We start from the raw sequence: 20,290 nt of genomic DNA on the forward strand, positions 1-20,290 counted from the left end.
CCCGTGACGGCCCCGACCGCCCGCGACGCCGAACGCCTGCCGCCCCTGCGCTTCGGCTTCCTCGCCACCGGCCCGTGGATCCTCGGCTTCGTGGTGTGCGTCCTCTTCGCGTTCCTGTGCCACGCGCTCGCCCAGTGGCAGTGGGACCGCCGCGTGGAGGTCCAACACCGCGTCAACCGCGTCCTGGAGAACTACGACGACGACCCGGTCCCGTTCGCCGAGGCCTCGCGGCTGTTCACCGCGTTCCAGACCGAGGACGAGTGGACGCCCGTGACACTGACCGGCGAGTACCTCGTCGACGAGACGCTCATCGTCCGCAACCGCCCCCGGGCCGGCCAGCCCGGCTACGAGGTACTCGTGCCGTTCCGGACGGACGAGGGCCCCGTCGTCGTGGTGGACCGCGGCTGGCTCCCGGTGGGCAACAGCCCGGGGCGTCCGGACGCCGTGCCGACCCCGCCCGCCGGCCACGCCGAGGTCGTGGTGCGGGTCAAGCCCGGGGAGCCGGCCCTGGACCGCGACGCCCCGGACGGTCAGGTGCCCTCGATCGACCTCGCCGAGATCGCCGACGCCGTGGGCGGACCCGTGGCCGGGACTGCCTACGGGATCATGGTCACGGAGGACCCGGCGGTGGAGCCGATGCCGCAGAAGCTCGTCGAGCCCACCCTCGACGAGGGCCCGCACCTGTCCTACGCGATCCAGTGGTACCTGTTCGCGGCCATGGGCTTCGGGGTGTGGGGGTACTCCGCGTGGATGCGCGCCCGCAACGACCGGGCCGACGCCCTCGACGACGCCGCGGACGACGGGCTGCTCTCCGCGCACCGGGTCCCCCGCGCCAAGCCGGTCCGGCGACGCGACGGGCGGCTCACGGACGAGGAGGCCGAGGACGCGCTCTTCGACTGAGCCCGCCCCCCGCCTCGGCGGCCCGCGCACTCAGGCGAGGGTGATGAGGTCCCTGTAGTCGTCGTTCCAGAGGTCCTCGACCCCGTCCGGCAGCAGCACCACGCGCTCGGGGTCGAGCGCCTCGACGGCGCCCTCGTCGTGGGTCACGAGCACCACGGCGCCCTCGTACTGGTGCAGCGCGTTCAGGATCTCCTCGCGGCTGGCGGGGTCGAGGTTGTTCGTGGGCTCGTCCAGCAGCAGCACGTTCGCACTCGAGGCCACGAGCGTGGCCAGCGCCAGGCGGGTCTTCTCGCCACCGGAGAGGACGCGGGCGGGCTTGTCGACGTCGTCGCCCTGGAAGAGGAACGAGCCGAGCAGCGTGCGCGCCTGGGTGTCGCCGAGCTGCGGGGCGGCGTGGCGCATGTTGTCCAGGACGGACGCGTCCTGGTCCAGGGTGTCGTGCTCCTGGGCGAAGTAGCCCAGCTTCAGCCCGTGGCCCGCCTGGACCTCGCCGGTGTCCGGGGTCTCCTCCCCGGCGAGCATGCGCAGCAGCGTCGTCTTGCCGGCGCCGTTGTAGCCCAGGATCACCACGCGCGAGCCGCGGTCGATCGCCAGGTCCACTCCCGTGAAGATCTCGAGCGAGCCGTAGGACTTGGAGAGGTTCTCGGCGCGCAGCGGCGTCTTGCCGGAGGCCTGCGGGGTGGGGAAGCGGATCGCGGCCACGCGGTCGACCGCGCGCTCGCCCTCGACGCCGCGCATGAGCCGCTCCGCGCGCTTGATCATGTTCTGCGCGGCGGTGGCCTTGGTCGCCTTGGCGCGCATCTTCTCGGCCTGGGCCATGAGGGCCGAGGCCTTCTTCTCCGCGTTGGCGAACTCCCGGCGGCGGCGCGCCTCGTCCTGCTGGCGCTGGGCGAGGTAGTTCTTCCACGTCATGTTGTAGACGTCCATGGTCTGCCGGTTCGCGTCCAGGTAGAGGACCTTGTTCACGGTCATCTCCATGAGCTCCACGTCGTGCGAGATCATCAGGAGGCCGCCGGAGTAGGTCTTCAGGTAGTCGCGCAGCCACACGATCGAGTCGTGGTCGAGGTGGTTGGTGGGCTCGTCCAGCAGCATGATGTCCGCGTCGGAGAAGAGGATGCGGCCGAGCTCCACGCGGCGGCGCTGGCCGCCGGAGAGGGTGTGCAGCGGCTGGTCCAGGACGCGGTCCGGCAGGCCGAGGTTGGACGTGATCCGGGCGGCCTCGGACTCGGCAGCGTAGCCGCCGCGGGCCTCGAACTCCGCCTCCAGGCGGGAGTAGCGGTTCATCGCCCGCTCCCGCTCGGCGTCGTCGACGGCGGCCATCCCGGCCTCGGCCTCGCGCATGCGGCGGATGGTCTGGTCCAGGTCGCGGGCCGAGAGGATGCGGTCGCGGCCGGACTGGTCCATGTCCTCGACCTTGGGGTCCTGGGGCAGGTAGCCGATGCGACCGGTCCGGGTCACGGTGCCCGCCGTGGGCTGCCCGCCGCCGGCCAGGACCTTGGTCAGCGTCGTCTTGCCGGCGCCGTTGCGCCCCACGAGGCCGACCTTGTCCCCCTTGTCCACCCGGAAGTTCACCTCGTCCATGAGGAGACGAGCGCCCACGCGCAGTTCGACATCGGTGACGGTCAGCATGGGGGTGTCAGACTCCAGGGGTCGAGGGAAGAACAGGGGTGCACCGGCGGGGCCCGGCCGATCTCGACGGGCGGGGGCCAGTGCGGTGCCGGGCCAGTCTAGTCCGTCTACACTCTGGCCCCATGAGCTTCAACGAGAACGTGCAGATCGACGCCGGCCGGTGTGGGTGGACTGGATGCGGTCATCGCCCACGGCGGAGGCCGCGTCGATGGCCTGGCGCAGCTGGTCCTGCGAGATCGGCTTCAGGAACGGCTCACCGGACTCGGGGTCCACGGTGGAGGCCGGACACCTCGGCCTCGTGAAAGGAACACCATGGAACTGCACGGTTCGCTCAACATGATCGGCTACGGCCTCGCCGCCATCGGCTCCGCCATCGGCGGTGGCGGCGGCCTGCTCGCGTTGCTGCTCGCGATCTTCGCCCCCGGGCTGGCCGAGCAGCTCGGGATCGACACGGGCGGCGGGTCCGTCGGCCAGAGTCAGTACCAGCAGCAGACGGGCTCGGGCGGCCAGGGCCAGCCCCTCTCGGACGAGGAGTGCGCCAGCGGTGCGGACGCCAACCAGAACACGGACTGCCGCGTCATCGCGACCACCGAGGCCGCGGACGAGTTCTGGGGCGAGTACCTCGCGCAGTTCTCGGACATCCAGTGGCGCCAGCCGCAGCTCACCCTGTTCCAGGGCGGCGTGAGCACCGGCTGCGGCAGCGCCTCCTCGGCCACGGGCCCGTTCTACTGCCCGGCGGACGAGTCCATGTACTTCGACACCGCGTTCTTCGCGACGCTGCAGACCGACTTCGGCGCCGAGGGCGGGCCGCTGGCGGAGGAGTACATCGTGGCGCACGAGTACGGCCACCACGTCCAGCAGGTCACCGGCTACCTGCAGCACTCCAAGGACGGGACCACCGGCCCGACCTCCGGCGCCGTGCGCGCGGAGCTGCAGGCCGACTGCTTCGCCGGCATGTGGGCCGGGCACGCCACCTCCACCGTGGACCCCGAGTCCGGTGAGCCGTTCCTGAAGCCGATCTCGCAGGACCAGCTGCGCCAGGCCATCGACGCGGCCTCCGCCGTGGGCGATGACCGCATCCAGTCCACCCACACCGGCCGGGTGAACCCCGAGGCGTTCACGCACGGCACCTCCGAGCAGCGCATGGCCTGGTTCATGCGCGGCTACCAGAGCTCCCAGCAGGAGCCGGACATCCGTCAGTGCGACACGTTCCGGGCCTCCTCCCTGGACATCTGAGCCGGGAGCCCCGGGGCGCCTGCGGGCCCGTCCGCACTCCCCCACCACGACGGCGGCCCGTCACCTTCGCGCAGAAGGAGGCGGGCCGCCGTCGTGGTCCGGGCCGGATCAGATGTTGAAGCCGAGGGCGCGCATCTGGTCGCGGCCGTCCTCGGTGATCCGCTCGGGGCCCCACGGGGGCATCCAGACCCAGTTCAGCCGCCACTCGTCCACCATGGTGCCGATCGCGCGGGAGACCTGGTCCTCGATCTCGTCCGTGAGCGGGCAGGCCGCGGTGGTCAGGGTCATGTCCACGAGCAGCGCGCCGTCGTCGGCGTAGTGCAGCCCGTAGAGCAGGCCCAGGTCCACGACGTTGACGCCCAGCTCCGGGTCGATGACGTCCTTGAGGGCCTCACGGATGTCCTCCGTGGGCGCCTGGTTCGTGGTCTCCGTCATCTCAGGCCCCCGCCGCGGCCTTCTCGAAGCGGGCGTAGCCCTCGGCCTCGAGCTGCTCGGCGAGCTCCGGGCCGCCGGACTCGGCGACGCGGCCGTCCACCAGCACGTGCACGTGGTCCGGCTTGATGTAGTTGAGGATCCGCGTGTAGTGGGTGATCAGCAGGGTGCCCATCTCGTTCTGCGCCTGGGCGCGGTTGACGCCCTCGGAGACGATGCGCAGCGCGTCGACGTCGAGGCCGGAGTCGGTCTCGTCGAGGATCGCGAACGTGGGCTTGAACAGCTCGAGCTGGAGGATCTCGGCGCGCTTCTTCTCGCCGCCGGAGAAGCCCTCGTTGACGTTGCGGTTCATGAACGCCGGGTCGATCTGCAGGGCCTCGAAGGCGCCCTTGACGTCCTTGGTCCAGGTGCGCAGCGAGGGGGCCTGGCCGTCGAGCGCGGTCTTGGCGGTGCGCAGGAAGTTGGTCATGGTGACGCCCGGGATCTCCACGGGGTACTGCATGGCCAGGAAGAGGCCGGCCTGGGCGCGCTCGTCGACGCTCATCTCCAGCACGTCCTCGCCGTCGAGGGTGATGGAGCCGGAGGTGACCTCGTAGCGCGGGTGGCCGGCGATGGTCGAGGCCAGGGTGGACTTGCCGGAGCCGTTCGGGCCCATGATCGCGTGGGTCTCGCCCGTCTCGATGGTCAGGGAGAGGCCCTTCAGGATCTCCTTGGGGCCGTTCTCGGTCGCGATCTGCACGTGCAGGTCGGTGATCTGCAGGGTTGCCATGGTGGTTCTCCTCGGGTGGAAGGCGGTGGGGTCTGCGGGGCGTCGGTCAGAGCTGCGCGATGCGCAGCTCGTCCTCCATGACGGCGGTCAGCTCGTCCTCGACGTCGCCGATGCCGATCTTCTGGATGATCTCGTTGAGGAAGCCGCGCACGATCAGGCGGCGGGCCTCGGTCTCGGAGATGCCGCGGGCCATCAGGTAGAACAGCTGGGTCTCGTCGAAGCGGCCGGTCGCGGACGCGTGGCCCGCGCCCTCGATCACGCCGGTCTCGATCTCCAGGTTCGGCACCGAGTCCGCGCGCGCCCCGTCGGAGAGCAGCAGGTTCTGGTTCTTCTCGTACGTGTCCGTGCCCTCGGCCTCCTTGCGGATCAGCACATCGCCCACCCACACGGTGCGCGCGTCCGTGCCCTGCAGGGCGCCCTTGTGGAGCACGTTCGAAACGCAGTCCGGCTGGTTGTGGTCCACGAACAGGCGGTTCTCGAGGTGCTGACCGGCGTCGGCGAAGTACAGGCCGTACATCTCGGCCTCGCCGCGCTCCGCGGCGAACCGCGCGGTCGGGGTCAGCCGCACCACGCCGCCGCCGTAGGACACGGCCACGTGCTTGAAGTGCGCGTTCGTGGCGACCGAGGCCTGCTGGGCCGAGACGTGCACGGCATCGCCCTCCCAGGCCTGCAGCGCGACGACGTTCAGGCGGGCGTCGCGGCGCACGTCGAACTCGACGTTCTGGGCCAGCACGGCGGTGCCGCGGTGGGCGATCACGACGTCGGCCTGCGCGTTCTCCTCCACGAGCACGGTCAGGTGCATCGCGGCCGGGTCGGCGGAGGAGCCGACGACGTCGATGCGCACCGGCTCGGCGACCTCACCGGAGATCGTCACGACGGTGGCCTCGGAGACCGAGTTCCAGGCCGCGGCGGACACGCGGTCGTCCGGGGTCAGGACGGAGCCGACGCGGGCGTCGTCGCGGGTCACGGTCTCCACCGTGACGCCGGCCTGCTCGGCCACGGTCACGGCGGGCGCGGCACCGGTCAGGCGCGCGTCGTCGCCCTCGGGCAGGTGCAGCCCGCCCAGGCGCTTGAGCGGGGTGAAGCGCCAGTCCTCCTCGCGCCCCGTGAGCACGGGGAAGTCGGACAGCTCGAAGGAGCTGAGGCGATCGGCGCGCGAGCCCGCGGCATTGCGCTCCCGGCCCCCGGCCCGGGCGGCCGGGTTCTGTGCGACGGTGAGCTTCTCGCCCTCCTCGCCCATGCCCGGGATCATGGTCCGCTGGGTGTTCTCCACGGTGTCGGTCATGTCAGCCCACCGATCCTTCCATCTGCAGTTCGATCAGCTTGTTGAGCTCGAGCGCGTACTCCATGGGCAGCTCGCGGGCGATCGGCTCGATGAAGCCGCGCACGATCATGGCCATGGCCTCGTCCTCGGACATGCCGCGGCTCATGAGGTAGAAGAGCTGCTCCTCGGACACCTTCGAGACGGTGGCCTCGTGGCCGAGGGTCACGTCGTCCTCGCGGATGTCGATGTACGGGTACGTGTCGGAGCGGGAGACCGTGTCCACGAGCAGGGCGTCGCACACCACCGAGTTGGCGGAGCCGTTCGCGCCCTCGGCGATCTGCACCAGGCCGCGATAGGCGGCGCGGCCGCCGCTGCGGGCCACGGACTTGGACACGATCGAGGAGTTCGTGTGCGGGGCCATGTGCACCATCTTGGAGCCGGTGTCCTGGTGCTGGTCCTTGCCCGCGAACGCGACGGAGAGGGTCTCGCCGGTGGCGTGCTCGCCGGTCAGGTACACCGCCGGGTACTTCATGGTCACCTTGGAGCCGATGTTGCCGTCGATCCACTCCATGGTGCCGCCGGCCTCGACCACGGCGCGCTTGGTCACGAGGTTGTACACGTTCGTGGACCAGTTCTGGATGGTGGTGTAGCGCACGCGGGCGTTCTTCTTCACCACGATCTCGACGACGGCCGAGTGCAGCGAGTCGGACTGGTAGATCGGGGCGGTGCAGCCCTCGATGTAGTGCACGTACGAGTCCTCGTCCGCGATGATCAGCGTCCGCTCGAACTGGCCCATGTTCTCCGTGTTGATGCGGAAGTAGGCCTGCAGCGGGATCTCCACGTGCACGCCCTTGGGCACGTACACGAAGGAGCCGCCGGACCACACGGCCGTGTTCAGGGAGGCGAACTTGTTGTCGCCGACCGGGATCACGGTGCCGAAGTACTCCTCGAAGATCTCCGGGTGCTCCTTGAGCGCGGTGTCGGTGTCGAGGAACACGACGCCCTGCTCCTCCAGGTCCTCGCGGATCTGGTGGTAGACGACCTCGGACTCGTACTGGGCGGCGACGCCGGCCACGAGACGCTCGCGCTCGGCCTCGGGGATGCCCAGGCGCTCGTAGGTGTTGCGGATGTCCTCGGGCAGGTCCTCCCAGGTCTTGGCCTGGCCCTCGGTGGAGCGCACGAAGTACTTGATGTTGTCGAAGTCGATGCCCGACAGGTCCGGGCCCCACGCCGGCATCGGCTTGCGCTCGAAGTACTTGAGGGCCTTGAGGCGCAGGTTGCGCATCCACTCCGGCTCGTCCTTCTTGCCGGAGATGTCGCGCACGACGTCCTCATTCAGACCACGCACGGCCTTCTCGCCGGCCGCGTCGGAGTCGGCCCAGCCGTACTGGTAGGCGCCGATGGCGTTGAGCTCGGGGTTCTTGTCGAGGATCTCCTGGATCACGCCGGGGTCGGCGGTCTCCGCGGAGTCCCGCTGGACGATCTGGTCGGTCATCTCAGCCTCTCTCACTAGTCACTGCGGTCGGGGTCGGTCGGGTGGTCGGCGGGAGCCGGGGCGAGGCCCGCGCGGCTCAGTCGCGGCCCAGCGGCACATGTGTGGTGCACACGTGGGCGCCAGCGGCGAGGGTCGAGAGCCGGCGCACGTCCACCTCGAGCAGGCGGGCGAACAGCGCGGTCTCCTCTTCACAGAACTCCGGATGACGGGCGGGAATTCCCTGGAACGGGCAGTGCCCCTGGCAGATCTGGTCCGCGCGGAGGGTGGGCGCCAGGCCCGCGCCGAAGTGGCGCAGCGTGCCGGCGTAGCCGGCCTCGTCGAGGACCCGCGCGAGGATCCGGGTGCGCTCCTGGAGCGCGGTCTCCCGGCCGCCGACGGCGACCGTGAAGCGCTCCTCGATCTCACGGAAGGCGTGGCGCGCGGCGCGGCGCACCTCCTCCTCCCCGCCGAGCTCTTCGAGGCGGGCCAGGGTGTCCAGGGCGACGGCGAGGTGGTCCTTGGGCAGGTGCTCCTGCGCGTGCGACGTGACCACGTAGCGGCGGGAGGGCCGTCCCGCGCCGCGGGCCGCGGTGACCCGCTTGACCTCGACGAGCGAGTCCTCCTCGAGCGCGTCCAGGTGGCGGCGCACGGCGGCGGCGGTCAGCTCCAGCTCGCGACCGATCTCGGCCGCGCTCACGGGACCACGCGTCAGGACCAGCTGCAGCACACGCTCGCGCGTGCCCTCGGCCGGGGCCGGAGCGGGGGGCGACGCAGACTGATCCGAATACACCACGCCATCATGACCTATTGATCTGGAACGGTTCAAGTGAGGCTCACCTGGCTTGATGACGCCCGCGGCGGAACCCGCCGCGGACCCGGACGCCCCCGGCCCCACGAGCCGGGGTCGCAGGGCCCGAGGACTAGACTGGCACGGTGCCCCGACCTCCCCTGACCCCGGATCCCGTGCCGCGCGACGAGCCCGTCCTGCGCCTGAGCGACGTCCACCGGAGCCTCGGCCGCGGCCGGTCCCGCACCCCCGTCCTGCGGGGCGTCGACCTCATCGCCCGTGCCGGCGCCGTCACGGTGCTGCTCGGCCCCAACGGGGCCGGCAAGTCCACCACCCTCGGCCTCTGCCACGGCATGGATCGGCCCGACGCCGGATCCGTGCGCGTGTTCGGCGCAGACCCGTGGCGGGCCTCCGCCGACCTGCGCGCCCGCATCGGCGTGATGTGGCAGGAGGGGGGCCTGCCGCCCGCGATCCCCGCCCGCCGCTTCGTCGGCCACGTGGCATCCCTGTACCGCGACCCGCTGCCCGTCGAGCCGCTGCTGGAGCGCCTGCTGATCGCCGACGTCGCCGGCCGCCCCCTGCGCCGCCTCTCCGGCGGCCAGCGCCAGCGCGTCGCGCTCGCGGCCGCCCTCGTCGGCCGGCCGGACATGCTGTTCCTCGACGAGCCCACCGCGGGCCTCGACCCGGAGACCCGGCCCGTCGTGCACGACGTCGTGCGTGAGCAGACCGACCGCGGCGCCGCCGTGCTGCTGACCACGCACCTGCTCGACGACGCCGAGCGGCTCGCCGACGACGTCGCCATCCTGCGCGCCGGCCGGGTGGTGCGCTCCGGCTCGCTGGCCGAGCTCACGCGCGTGGCCGAGGGCGACGTCGTCGACGTGGACTTCGGCGACGCCTCCCCCGACGCCGTCCGCGCCTGGGCCGACACCCTGCCCGCGCCGCTGCGCGCGGCCGGCCTCGACGAGTCCGCCCGCCTGCGCGTCGCCGGCGTCCGCGGCCCGGACGACCTGGCCGTCCTCGCGGCGAGCTGGCGGGAGCACGCCCTGATGCCCACCCGATTCGAGCGCGCCGGACTGCGCCTCGAGCAGATCCTCCGGGAGACCGCCGCATGAGCACGCCCGTCGTCGACCACCGCGCCCCGGCCGGCACCGGAGCCCACGCGGGCGCCGCCCCGCTGGCCGCCCGCGTCCTGCGTCAGGCCGGCTATGAGACCGGCACCGCGCTGCGCAACGGCGAGCAGCTCCTCGTCACCGTGGTGTTGCCCCTGCTCGCGCTCGTGGGCGTGCACGTCACCGGCCTGCTGGACGCCCCCGGCCGCTCGGGCCTGGACGTGGCCGTGCCCGGCGTGCTCGCCCTGGCCGTGATCAGCTCCGCGTTCACGGCCACCGCGATCGCCACGGGCTTCGAGCGTCGCTACGACGTGCTCGCCGCCCTGGCCACCACCCCGCTGGGCACGCTCGGCCTCGTCGCCGGCAAGGCCCTGGCGGTGGTGGCCCTCCTGCTGGTGCAGGTGAGCGTGATCGGCGGCGTCGGCCTGGCGCTCGGCTGGCGCCCGGACCCCGAGGGGATCCTGCCGGCCCTCGTCGCCCTGGCGCTGGGGGCCGCCGCCTTCACGGCCCTGGGGTTGCTGCTCGCCGGCACGGCCCGGCCGGAGGCGACCCTCGCCGTCGCCAACCTGCTGTGGGTGCTGTTCGGCGCCGTCGGCGGCACGGTGTTCCCCGCCCGGGTGCCCGGCGTGGATCTGCTCCCCTCCGGCGCGCTGGGCACGGCCCTGCGGGCCGCCCTCCTGGACGGGGACTGGTCGCCCGTCCCCCTGCTCGTGCTCACCCTGTGGGGCGCCATGGCCGTCGCGGCCGCGCTCCGCTGGTTCCGCTGGCGGCCCTGAGCCGTCCCCCGTCCCCCTGCATCGAACGATCGGAAGGACACCGTGTCCACCACCACCCCCGCGGCCCGGACCGCCCCGGCCGGGCTCGCCGCCCGCCTGCCGCAGCGCCTCACGAAGGCCACCATGGCCCTCGCTGTGGCGTCCCTGGCGTCCGAGATCGGCATCATCGTCACCGGCGGCGCCGTGCGCCTCACCGGCTCCGGCCTGGGCTGCCCCACGTGGCCCAAGTGCTCACCCGAATCCCTCACCAACACCCCGGAGATGGGCATCCACGGCTACATCGAATTCGGCAACCGGACGCTGACGTTCGTCCTGGTGGTCATCGCCGCCGCCATGTTCCTCTCCCTGTGGAACCTGCGCGGCACCCACCGGAGCCCCTTCTGGCTCTCCGTGGGCCTGCTGGCCGGCATCCCCGCCCAGGCCCTCGTGGGCGGCGTCGTGGTCCTGACGCATCTGAACCCGTGGTGGGTGGCCGGTCACTTCATCGTGTCCTCGATCATGGTGGCCGTGGCGACCCTGCTCGTCGTGCGCATCGCCGCCGAGCGCCGCGCCGGCCGGGCGGGCGTGCCCCTCGTCGACGGCGCCACCACAGGCCGGTCCCGCGCCGCCGCGTGGGCGGCGTTCGCGCTGACGTGGGCCGCCGTGTACCTGGGCACCGTGGTGACCGGCACGGGCCCGCACTCCGGCGACCCCGGCTCGCCGCGCCACGAGTTCGACCCGCTGCTGGTCACGCGGGTCCACGTGGTCCCGGTGTACCTGCTCCTGGCGGCCGCCCTCGTCCTGTTCTTCACGGTGCGCCGCGCGGCCGGCGCCTCTCGCCTGCAGCGCGCCGCCGTGCTGCGGCTCCTGCTCGCCCTCGTGTTCCAGGCCGCCGTGGGCTACACCCAGCACTTCACGGGCCTGCCGATCGGCGTGGTCCTGCTGCACATGCTCGGCTCGGCACTGCTCGTGGCGTCCGCGACGGAGGCCTGGGACCGGCAGGTCGCCCGCTACGTCACGGCCGGACCCGGCGCCGCGGTCGAGGCCGCCGCCCCCACGCGCACCGTCGCCGCGGGCTGACGCCCCGCCCACACGAACGGCCCCGCACCGGCAGGTGCGGGGCCGTCGTCGTCTGCGTCCCGGGGAGCGCCCGGGGCGGACTGGCGCTCAGGCGCCGAAGTGCATCAGCGGCGCACCCACGAACGGGTCCACGGCCAGGGCGATGAACAGCAGCGTCAGGTAGGTGATGGAGAGGTGGAAGACCTTCATGGCCTTGCGGTCCTCGAAGTCCTCGCGCTGGGCCTGCACCTGCAGCACGTGGGACTCCCAGATGAACCAGCCGCCGACGACGAGCGCGACCGCGGTGTAGACGATGCCGGCCCAGCCCATCGGCACGAGCAGGAGGGAGCACGCCACGGTGGCCCACGCGTAGAGCACGACCTGGTTGGAGACGTGGCGCGCGGAGGCGATGGCGCCGAGCATCGGCACGTCGGCCTGCTGGTAGTCGCGCTTGTACTTCATGGACAGCGGCCAGTAGTGCGGGGGCGTCCACAGGAAGACCACGAGGAACAGCACGATGGCCGGCCACTCGACGGTCCCGCGCACGGCCGCCCAGCCGATCAGCACGGGGAAGCAGCCGGCGATGCCGCCCCACACGATGTTCTGCTCCGTGCGGCGCTTGAGCACGAGCGAGTACACGACCACGTAGAAGAAGATGGCGGCCACGCCCAGGCCGGCCGCCAGCCAGTTGGCGCCGAACCCGAGGATCAGGATGGACACGACCGTCTGCACCCACGCGAACACGAGGGCCCCGCGCGGGGTGACCTCGCCGGTGACGAGCGGCCGGTTCTCGGTGCGCTTCATGACCCGGTCGATGTCCCGGTCGATGTAGCAGTTGAAGGTGCCGGAGGCGCCGGCGGCGAGCGCACCGCCGACGAGCGTGGCGATCATGGTGAGCACATCCGGGAAGCCGCGCTGCGCGAAGATCATGGTCGGCAGCGTGGTCACCAGCAGCAGCTCGATCACCCGAGGCTTCGTCAGCTCGACGTACGCCCGGACCTTGCGGCGCAGGGGCAGCGGGGACCGGTCGACGACGCCGGGCTCGGCGGCGGCGACGCGGGCGGCGGACGGCGACTCCAGGGAGGATGACATCTGCTTCTCACGGTGAGGGGACGGTGGGCGTGCCCGTCCCGGGGTTCGGATCGGCCACTCGGGCGGTCCGCCTGCGGGCAGGCCTTGACCCAGTCTACTCGTGTCAACGGCTGTTCGCCCGGGGGCGAACCATGTCATGGGGCGCCCGGTCGGGCCCGCCCCGCCGTCGCGCGGCTAGGCTGGGACGACGGCCCCGCGCCGCGACGCCCCAGCGTCGGCCGGGGCCGCACCCCGACGCTCCCGATCCGCCAGGAGAGAACCCGTGACCGACGCCGCGCAGCCGTCCACCCCCCCGACCCTGGACCGGGTGGCCCCGGCCCGCGGGTTCGTCTACTCGGAGCAGGACCGCCGGATGGTGGACACGCTCAAGGCGCTCTCGGCGGACGCCGTGGAGAAGGCCGGGCACGGCCACCCCGGCACCGCGATCTCGCTGGCCCCCGTGGCGTGGCAGCTGTACCAGAACGTCATGCACCTGGACCCCACGGACGACCGTTGGGAGGGCCGGGACCGCTTCATCCTCTCCGCGGGCCACGCCTCGCTCATCCAGTACCTGCAGCTGTTCGCCGCGGGCGCCGGGCTCGAGATCGAGGACATCCAGGCGCTGCGCACCGAGGGCTCCAGGACCCCGGGCCACCCGGAGTACGGCCACACCCACGGCGTCGAGGTGACCACGGGTCCGCTGGGCCAGGGCCTGGCGATGGGCGTCGGCTTCGCGTACGAGCAGCGCCGCGTGCGCGGGCTGATGGACCCCGACGCCGCCCCCGGCACCTCCCCGTTCGACCACCACGTGTTCGTGCTCGCCTCCGACGGGGACATCCAGGAGGGCGTCGCCGCCGAGGCCTCCTCGCTGGCCGGGCACCAGGAGCTCGGGAACCTGGTGGTCGTCTACGACGCGAACCGCATCTCGATCGAGGACGACACGGACGTCGCGTTCACCGAGGACGTGGTGCGCCGCTACGAGGCCTACGGCTGGCACGTGCAGGAGGTCGACTGGACCAACGGCGCCCAGGGCCACGCCGTGACCGAGTACACGGAGGACGTGGAGGCCCTGTACGACGCCCTCGTGGCGGCCAAGGCCGAGACCGGCCGGCCCTCGCTGATCAAGCTGCGCACCGTGATCGGCTGGCCCTCCCCCACGAAGCAGAACACCGGTGGCATCCACGGCTCCAAGCTCGGCACGGACGAGGTCGCCGGCCTGAAGGAGGGCCTCGGGCTGGATCCGACCACGACCTTCGACGTCGACCCCGAGCTCCTGGCCGGTGCCCGGTCCATCGCCGAGCGCTCGGCCGAGTACCGCCGCGGGTGGGAGGCGGCGTTCCAGGCCTGGCGCGAGGCGAACCCGGAGAACGCGCGGCTGTACGACCGATTGGCCGGACGAGAGCTGCCCGCCGGCTTCGCGGACGCGTTCCCGTCCTGGGACGCGGACGAGAAGGGCCTGGCCACGCGCGCGGCCTCCGGTGAGGTGCTCACGGCCCTCGCGCCGGTCATGCCCGAGCTCTGGGGCGGCTCGGCCGACCTCGCCGGGTCGAACAACACGACCATGAAGGGCGAGCCCTCCTTCATCCCGGCCCGCCGCTCCACGGCGACCTGGCAGGGCGACGAGCACGGCCGCACCCTGCACTTCGGCATCCGCGAGTTCGCGGCCGGGGCGATCGTCAACGGCATCACGATCGGTGGCCTGACCCGCGCGTACATGGGCACGTTCCTGACGTTCTCCGACTACATGCGCCCCGCCGTCCGCCTGGCCGCCCTCATGGGCACCCCGAGCACGTACGTGTGGACGCACGACTCCATCGGCCTCGGCGAGGACGGCCCCACGCACCAGCCGGTGGAGCACCTGGCCGCACTGCGGGCCATCCCCGGGCTCGACGTCGTCCGCCCGGCCGACGCGAACGAGACCGCGTGGGCGTGGCGGACGGTGCTCGAGCTCCGGGACCGCCCGGCCGGGCTCATCCTGTCCCGGCAGAACCTGCCCGTGCTCCCCCGGGGCACGGACGGCTTCGCCCCCGCCTCGGGCGTGGCCCGCGGCGCCTACGTCCTCGTCGACGCCACGGATGCCGACGGCGCGCCGACGCCGGCCCGCGCGCTGCTGATCGCGACCGGTTCCGAGGTCTCCGTGGCCGTGCGGGCCCGCGCGCTGCTGCAGGCCGACGGCGTCCCGACCCGCGTCGTCTCCGCCCCGTGCCTCGAGTGGTTCGCCGAGCAGGAGGAGGCCTACCGGGCCGAGGTCCTGCCCGACGGCCCCGACGCCCCGGTCCGCGTCTCCGTCGAGGCCGGCGTCGCGATGCCGTGGTTCGAGCACACGGTGACGGCCTCCTCCCCGGGCGCCCGCGTGAGCCTCGAGCACTACGGCGAGTCCGCCGACGGCGCCCGCCTGATGGAGAAGTACGGATTCACCGGCGAGCACGTCGCCGAGGTGACCCGCGGCCTCCTCTGAGGCCCGGCGCCCACGGCGCCCCGAGCACGTCCACCCCCGAAGGGAAGGCACCCGCAGACCATGAGCACCCCGCAGAACCCCAACACCGCCGCGCTGGCCCAGGCCGGTGTGTCGATCTGGCTCGACGACCTCTCCCGCACGCGGCTGGACGAGGGCACGCTCGAAGAGCTGATCGCCACCCGCTCGGTCACCGGCGTCACCACGAACCCGTCCATCTTCGCCGTCGCCCTCGCGGACGCGGGCGCCTACCAGGGACAGCTGCGCGAACTCGCCGCGGCCGGCGCCTCGGTGGACGAGGCCGTCGTCGCCCTGACGACCGAGGACGTGCGCCGCGCCGCCGACGTGCTCGCGCCCGTCCACGAGCGCACCGGCGGGGCGGACGGGTTCGTCTCCCTCGAGGTCGATCCGCGCCTGGCCCGCGACGCCGCCGGCACCGTGGCCCAGGCCCGTGAGCTGGCGGCGGCCGTCGACCGTCCCAACCTCATGGTGAAGATCCCCGCGACCGTGGAGGGCCTGTCCGCCATCGCGGACGTGCTCGGCGAGGGCATCAGCGTGAACGTGACCCTGATCTTCTCGCTGCCCCGCTACCGCCGGGTGCTCAACGCCTGGCTCACCGGCCTGGAGAAGGCCCGGGCGAACGGGCACGACGTCCGCCGCCTCCACTCGGTGGCCTCCTTCTTCGTCTCCCGTGTGGACACGGAGGTCGACGCGCGGCTGCGCGCGATCGGCACCCCCGAGGCCGAGGCGCTGACCGGCCGGGCCGCCGTCGCCAACGCGCGCCTGGCCTACCGCGCCTTCGAGCAGGCCCTGGACTCGGAGCGCTGGCGCCTGCTCGAGGCGGCCGGCGCCCCCGTGCAGCGGCCCCTGTGGGCCTCCACCGGCGTCAAGGACCCCGCCCTGCCGGACACGCTGTACGTCACCGAGCTCGTGGCACCGCACACCGTGACCACCCTGCCGGAGAAGACCCTCGAGGCGGTCGCCGATCACGGGGTGATCACGGCGGACACCGTCACGGGCGCCTATGCCGACGCCGACGCCCTGCTCGACGCGGTCGGTGCGGCAGGCGTGTCCTACCAGGACGTCGTGGACGTGCTGGAGACTGAGGGCCTGGAGAAGTTCGAGGCCGCGTGGGACGAGCTGCTCGGCTCGGTCCGCTCCGGGCTCGACGCCCACCGCTGACCGCACCCGCCCCCGACACCGCCGCCCGCTCGCCACGCGCACGGAAGGACCCCCCATGAGCACCCTCGGCCTCACCGCCACCGGAGCCGCCCTCGAGGCGATCGACCGCCATCTGCCCGCCCTCCTCCAGGACCGCGTCGCCTCCCGCCTCGGGGCGCAGGACGCCGACCTGTGGGGGGCGCTTGCCCGCGACGAGGCCGCCAAGCGGCTCGGGTGGATCGACCTGTTCGAGGACTCCCGCGCCCTCGTCCCGCACATCGCCCAGCTGACCCGGGAGCTGCGCGCCGAGGGCGTGGACCGCGTGGTCCTGGCGGGCATGGGGGGTTCGTCCCTGGCCCCCGAGGTGATCGCGGCGACGGCCGGCGTCGAGCTCGAGGTCCTGGACTCCACGGACCCGCTGCAGGTCTCCCGTGCCCTCGAGCGCGACCTCGAGCGGACCGTGCTGGTGGTCTCCTCCAAGTCCGGCTCCACCGTGGAGACCGACTCGCAGCGCCGCGTCGTCGAGGCCGCGTTCCGCGACGCGGGGATCGACCCCCGCACCCGCCTGGTCGCCGTCACGGACCCGGGCTCACCGCTGCACGCCGCGTGCGAGTCCGCCGGCTGGCGCGCCGTCTTCACCGCGGACCCGACCGTGGGCGGGCGCTTCTCGGCCCTCACCGCGTTCGGTCTGGTCCCCACCGGCCTGGCCGGCGTGGACGTCGCGGCCCTGCTGGACGACGCGGAGGCCGTGCTCGACCTGCTGACGGCCGATGACGAGGACAACCCGGGCCTGCAGCTCGGCGCGGCCCTGGGCGGCACGCAGCCGCTGCGCGACAAGCTCGTCTTCGCCGACCACGGGTCCGGCGTCGCCGGACTGCCGGCCTGGATCGAGCAGCTGATCGCCGAGTCCACGGGCAAGGACGGCACCGGGCTGCTGCCCGTCGTCGTCGCCCCCGGCGACCCCGAGACCGCGTGGGACGCCCCCGACCTGCTGCAGGTGCAGCTCGTCGGCGAGGACGACGTCGCGGCCCCGGGCCACGGCGTGCAGGTCGCCGGCTCGCTCGGCGCCCAGCTGCTGCTGTGGGAGGTGGCCACCGCGGTGGCCGGCCGCCTGCTCGGGATCAACCCCTTCGACCAGCCGGACGTGGAGGCCGCCAAGGCCGCCGCACGCACCCTGCTGGACAGCCCCGCCGCCGAGCGGACGGCCGACGGTGAGGTGGAGGGCGTCGAGGTCTCCGGCCCGGCGTCCGTGACCTCTGCCCCGGACCTGGCCGGCGTACTGCGCGCCACGGCGGCGCTGGTGCCCGAGGACGGCTACCTGGCGGTCCACGCCTACCTCTCCCGTCATGACGACGCCGAGGTCGAGGTGCTGCGCGCGGACCTGGCGGACCTGGTCGGCCGCCCGGTCACGTTCGGCTGGGGGCCGCGGTTCCTGCACTCCACGGGACAGTTCCACAAGGGCGGCCCGGCCGTCGGCGTGTTCCTGCAGATCACCGGCGACGCCGGCCTGGACCTCGAGGTGCCCGGCCGCCCGTTCTCCCTGGGCAGGCTCATCGCCGCGCAGGCCGCGGGCGACGCCCGGGTGCTGGGCGATCTCGGCCGCCCCGTGGTCACCCTGCACCTGCGCCGCCGCGACGCGGGCATCGAGGCCCTGAGGAGCGCCGTCCGTGGCCGGTGAGTCCCGGACCGTCCCCCGCAACCCGCTGCGTGACCCCCGTGACCGGCGCCTGACCCGCATCGCGGGTCCGTCGGCTCTCGTGCTGTTCGGCGTGACGGGCGACCTGGCGAAGAAGAAGCTCCTGCCTGCCATGTACGACCTGGCCCAGCGCGGCCTGCTGCCGCCGGCGTTCTCCCTCGTCGGCTTCGGCCGCCGCGACTGGTCCGACGAAGAGTTCGCCGACTACGTGCGCGCCGCCGTGGAGGCCTCCTCCCGGACCACGTTCGACGAGACCGTGTGGGACCAGTTCCGGGGCGGCCTGCGCTTCGTCTCCGGCGCGTTCGACGACGAGGCGGCCTACGTCCGTCTCGACGAGGTGCTCGCCGAGCTCGAGACCTCACGCGGCACGCGCGGGAACACCGCGTTCTACCTCTCCATCCCGCCGGACTGGTTCGAGGCCGTCTCCCGCCACCTGGCCGACCAGGGCCTGGCCGACCGGTCCCAGCCGGCCGAGGGCCCGTGGCGCCGCGTGGTCATCGAGAAGCCCTTCGGCCACGACCTGGCCAGCGCGCAGGAGCTCAACGCCGTGATCGAGCGCGTCTTCCCCTCGGACGCGGTGTTCCGCATCGACCACTACCTCGGCAAGGAGACGGTGCAGAACATCCTCGCGTTCCGGTTCGCCAACCGGATGTTCGAGCCGCTCTGGAACGCGGAGCACGTGGACCACGTCCAGATCACGATGGCCGAGGACATCGGCATCGGCGGACGGGCGAGCTACTACGACGGCGTGGGCGCGGCCCGCGACGTCATCCAGAACCACCTCCTGCAGCTGCTCGCGTTCACCGCGATGGAGGAGCCGATCTCGTTCGACGCGGACCACCTGCGCGCGGAGAAGGAGAAGGTCCTCGAGGCCGTGACCGTCCCGGACACGCCCGAGGGACTCGCGGCGGCCTCCGCCCGCGGCCAGTACACCTCCGGCTGGCAGGGCGGCGAGCGGGTCACAGGCTTCCTCGACGAGGAGGGCTTCAACCCGGCGTCCGTCACGGAGACGTACGCCGCGCTCAAGGTGGGCATCCGCACGCGCCGCTGGCAGGGCGTCCCGTTCTACCTGCGGGCCGGCAAGCGCCTCGGTCGGCGGGTGACCGAGATCGCCGTCGTCTTCAAGAAGCCCCCGCACCTGCTGTTCCCCGTCCACGACGGGGACGAGTTCGGGCAGAACGTCATCGTCATCCGGGTGCAGCCGGACGAGGGCGTCACCATCCGCTTCGCGTCCAAGGTGCCCGGCACGCAGGCCGAGATCCGCGACGTCACGATGGACTTCGGCTACGGTCACGCCTTCACCGAGGACTCCCCCGAGGCGTACGAACGGCTCATCCTCGACGTGCTCCTCGGGGAGCCGCCGCTGTTCCCGCGTCAGGCCGAGGTGGAGCTGTCCTGGCGGATCGTGGACCCGTTCGAGGAGCACTGGGCGAGCCTGGGCACCCAGCCCGAGCCCTACGCCCCGGGCACGTGGGGCCCGCCCTCGGCCGACGCCCTCATGGCCCGCGACGGACGAAGCTGGAGGCGCCCGTGAAGATCCGCATGCAGGACACCACCACCTCCCAGGTGGCCAAGCGCATCACGCAGCTGCGCGAGAAGAGCGGGGTCGTGACCCTCGGCCGCGTCCTCACCCTCGTGATCAGCACGGACGACGCCGGCATCGAGTCCGCCGTCCAGGCCGCCAATGCGGCCTCCCTGGAGCATCCGTGCCGCATCATCGTCCTGGCCCTGGGCGACCCCGCGGCCCCCACCCGCCTGGACGCCGAGATCCGGGTCGGCGGCGACGCCGGCGCCTCCGACGTCGTGGTGCTGTGGTGCGCCGGGGAGAACGCCCACGCCGACGAGTCACTGGTCTCCGGTCTGCTCCTGCCCGATGCGCCCATCGTCGCGTGGTGGCCCGGGGTGCCGCCCGAGGTCCCCTCGGCGACGCCGCTCGGTCGCCTGGCCCACCGCCGGATCACGGACACGGCCTCGGCGTCCATGGCCGAGCCCGCCCTGTGGGCTCTGCGCGCGGGCCACCATGAGGGGGACACCGATCTGGCCTGGACGCGCCTGACGCTGTGGCGGATCCAGGTGGCCGGCATCTTCGACACGCTCGACGTGGCCACCCTGCGCTCGGTGACGGTGGACGGGGCGCCGGACTCCCCCAGCACCATGCTGCTGGCGGCGTGGCTCACCCTGGCCCTGAAGGTGCCCGTGACGATCGCGCACTCGAAGGCCGGCCACGGGATCCGTGCGGTGCGCCTGCGGTGCACGGACGGGGACGTGGTGCTCTCCCGCTCGCACTCGCAGGTGGCCCGGCTCTATCAGCAGGGTCGGCCGGTGCAGCGCATCTCCCTGCCGCGCCGGACGAACCAGGATTGCCTGGCGGAGGAGCTGCGGCGGCTGGACCCGGACGAGGTCTTCGGCGCCGTGCTCCACCGGGGCCTGCCGCGCACGGACCTCTCCCCCGTGCAGGCCTCCGAGCGCTGAGGGGCGCCCGGCGCCGCAGCG

The 20,290-nt window shown here is 72.8% G+C and carries 18 protein-coding genes; 10 read left to right on the plus strand and 8 right to left on the minus strand.

The annotated features are described in order from the left end of the window. A partial coding sequence (locus tag J1M44_RS01885) for an SURF1 family cytochrome oxidase biogenesis protein (RefSeq protein ID WP_241252699.1) occupies nt 1-900 on the plus strand: 900 nt, incomplete at its 5' end. 30 nt (nt 901-930) lie between these two features. On the opposite strand, the gene abc-f is transcribed toward J1M44_RS01885, so the two are convergent. Together abc-f and J1M44_RS01895 are read right to left on the minus strand one after the other, a co-directional pair. Next, nucleotides 931-2,529 (minus strand): ribosomal protection-like ABC-F family protein, encoded by a 1,599-nt coding sequence (abc-f, locus tag J1M44_RS01890; RefSeq protein ID WP_060774949.1) that lies wholly within the window; start codon nt 2,527-2,529, stop codon nt 931-933. Between the two features lie 129 nt (nt 2,530-2,658). After that, nucleotides 2,659-2,802: a hypothetical protein gene (locus J1M44_RS01895; protein ID WP_446724867.1), complete on the minus strand. Its 144-nt coding sequence runs from the start codon at nt 2,800-2,802 to the stop codon at nt 2,659-2,661. A 39-nt stretch (nt 2,803-2,841) separates the two neighbouring features. Here J1M44_RS01895 and ypfJ point away from each other — a divergent pair, with 39 nt between their 5' ends. Beyond that, the gene (gene ypfJ / locus J1M44_RS01900) at nt 2,842-3,765 is read left to right on the plus strand and encodes a KPN_02809 family neutral zinc metallopeptidase (protein ID WP_206480456.1); all 924 of its coding nucleotides are present in this window, start codon (nt 2,842-2,844) and stop codon (nt 3,763-3,765) included. Between the two features lie 108 nt (nt 3,766-3,873). Here the strand turns inward: ypfJ and J1M44_RS01905 are convergent, their stop codons facing one another. The 5 genes from J1M44_RS01905 to J1M44_RS01925 all read right to left on the minus strand — a co-directional run bounded on the left by J1M44_RS01905 (nt 3,874) and on the right by J1M44_RS01925 (nt 8,497). Further along, complete coding sequence (locus tag J1M44_RS01905; protein ID WP_002855327.1) at nt 3,874-4,200, minus strand: metal-sulfur cluster assembly factor; 327 nt, start codon at nt 4,198-4,200, stop codon at nt 3,874-3,876. Between the two features lies 1 nt (nt 4,201). Next, entirely contained in the window at nt 4,202-4,966 is a 765-nt protein-coding gene (gene sufC, locus J1M44_RS01910; RefSeq protein WP_036315253.1) for a Fe-S cluster assembly ATPase SufC, read from the minus strand. A gap of 46 nt (nt 4,967-5,012) precedes the next feature. Next, the gene (sufD, locus tag J1M44_RS01915) at nt 5,013-6,251 is read right to left on the minus strand and encodes a Fe-S cluster assembly protein SufD (protein WP_206480457.1); all 1,239 of its coding nucleotides are present in this window, start codon (nt 6,249-6,251) and stop codon (nt 5,013-5,015) included. Nucleotide 6,252: 1 nt separating this feature from the next. After that, entirely contained in the window at nt 6,253-7,725 is a 1,473-nt protein-coding gene (gene sufB, locus J1M44_RS01920; RefSeq protein WP_049158418.1) for a Fe-S cluster assembly protein SufB, read from the minus strand. Nucleotides 7,726-7,801: 76 nt separating this feature from the next. Next, entirely contained in the window at nt 7,802-8,497 is a 696-nt protein-coding gene (locus J1M44_RS01925; RefSeq protein WP_269601035.1) for a helix-turn-helix transcriptional regulator, read from the minus strand. A gap of 140 nt (nt 8,498-8,637) precedes the next feature. Here J1M44_RS01925 and J1M44_RS01930 point away from each other — a divergent pair, with 140 nt between their 5' ends. Genes J1M44_RS01930 through J1M44_RS01940 form a run of 3 tightly spaced genes read left to right on the plus strand, consistent with a single transcriptional unit; the run spans nt 8,638 to nt 11,435 of the window. After that, nucleotides 8,638-9,603, plus strand: coding sequence for an ABC transporter ATP-binding protein (locus J1M44_RS01930; RefSeq protein WP_227448474.1), 966 nt, complete (start codon nt 8,638-8,640; stop codon nt 9,601-9,603). Then, nucleotides 9,600-10,376, plus strand: a complete 777-nt coding sequence (locus J1M44_RS01935) for an ABC transporter permease (RefSeq protein WP_206480458.1) — start codon at nt 9,600-9,602, stop codon at nt 10,374-10,376. Before J1M44_RS01930 ends, J1M44_RS01935 begins: the two co-directional genes overlap by 4 nt. A 42-nt stretch (nt 10,377-10,418) precedes the next feature. Next, nucleotides 10,419-11,435, plus strand: a complete 1,017-nt coding sequence (locus tag J1M44_RS01940) for a COX15/CtaA family protein (RefSeq protein ID WP_060774944.1) — start codon at nt 10,419-10,421, stop codon at nt 11,433-11,435. Between the two features lie 87 nt (nt 11,436-11,522). Here the strand turns inward: J1M44_RS01940 and J1M44_RS01945 are convergent, their stop codons facing one another. Continuing rightward, entirely contained in the window at nt 11,523-12,506 is a 984-nt protein-coding gene (locus J1M44_RS01945) for a heme o synthase (RefSeq protein ID WP_002855638.1), read from the minus strand. 262 nt (nt 12,507-12,768) lie between these two features. Here J1M44_RS01945 and tkt point away from each other — a divergent pair, with 262 nt between their 5' ends. The 5 genes from tkt to J1M44_RS01970 are packed head-to-tail and all read left to right on the plus strand — an operon-like array spanning nt 12,769 to nt 20,269. Beyond that, a complete protein-coding gene (gene tkt / locus J1M44_RS01950) occupies nt 12,769-14,943 on the plus strand; it encodes a transketolase (RefSeq protein WP_206480459.1) in 2,175 nt (724 codons plus the stop codon). Between the two features lie 60 nt (nt 14,944-15,003). Then, nucleotides 15,004-16,122, plus strand: coding sequence for a transaldolase (gene tal / locus J1M44_RS01955; protein ID WP_060774941.1), 1,119 nt, complete (start codon nt 15,004-15,006; stop codon nt 16,120-16,122). Between the two features lie 55 nt (nt 16,123-16,177). Further along, entirely contained in the window at nt 16,178-17,779 is a 1,602-nt protein-coding gene (locus tag J1M44_RS01960) for a glucose-6-phosphate isomerase (protein ID WP_206480460.1), read from the plus strand. Continuing rightward, complete coding sequence (gene zwf, locus J1M44_RS01965; RefSeq protein ID WP_002855642.1) at nt 17,769-19,331, plus strand: glucose-6-phosphate dehydrogenase; 1,563 nt, start codon at nt 17,769-17,771, stop codon at nt 19,329-19,331. The genes J1M44_RS01960 and zwf overlap by 11 nt, the downstream gene beginning before the upstream one ends. Then, complete coding sequence (locus J1M44_RS01970; RefSeq protein WP_145031683.1) at nt 19,328-20,269, plus strand: glucose-6-phosphate dehydrogenase assembly protein OpcA; 942 nt, start codon at nt 19,328-19,330, stop codon at nt 20,267-20,269. Before zwf ends, J1M44_RS01970 begins: the two co-directional genes overlap by 4 nt. Nucleotides 20,270-20,290 lie beyond the last annotated feature (21 nt).

The organism is Micrococcus sp. KRD128 (genome assembly GCF_017168395.1).
GTDB lineage: Bacteria > Actinomycetota > Actinomycetes > Actinomycetales > Micrococcaceae > Micrococcus > Micrococcus luteus.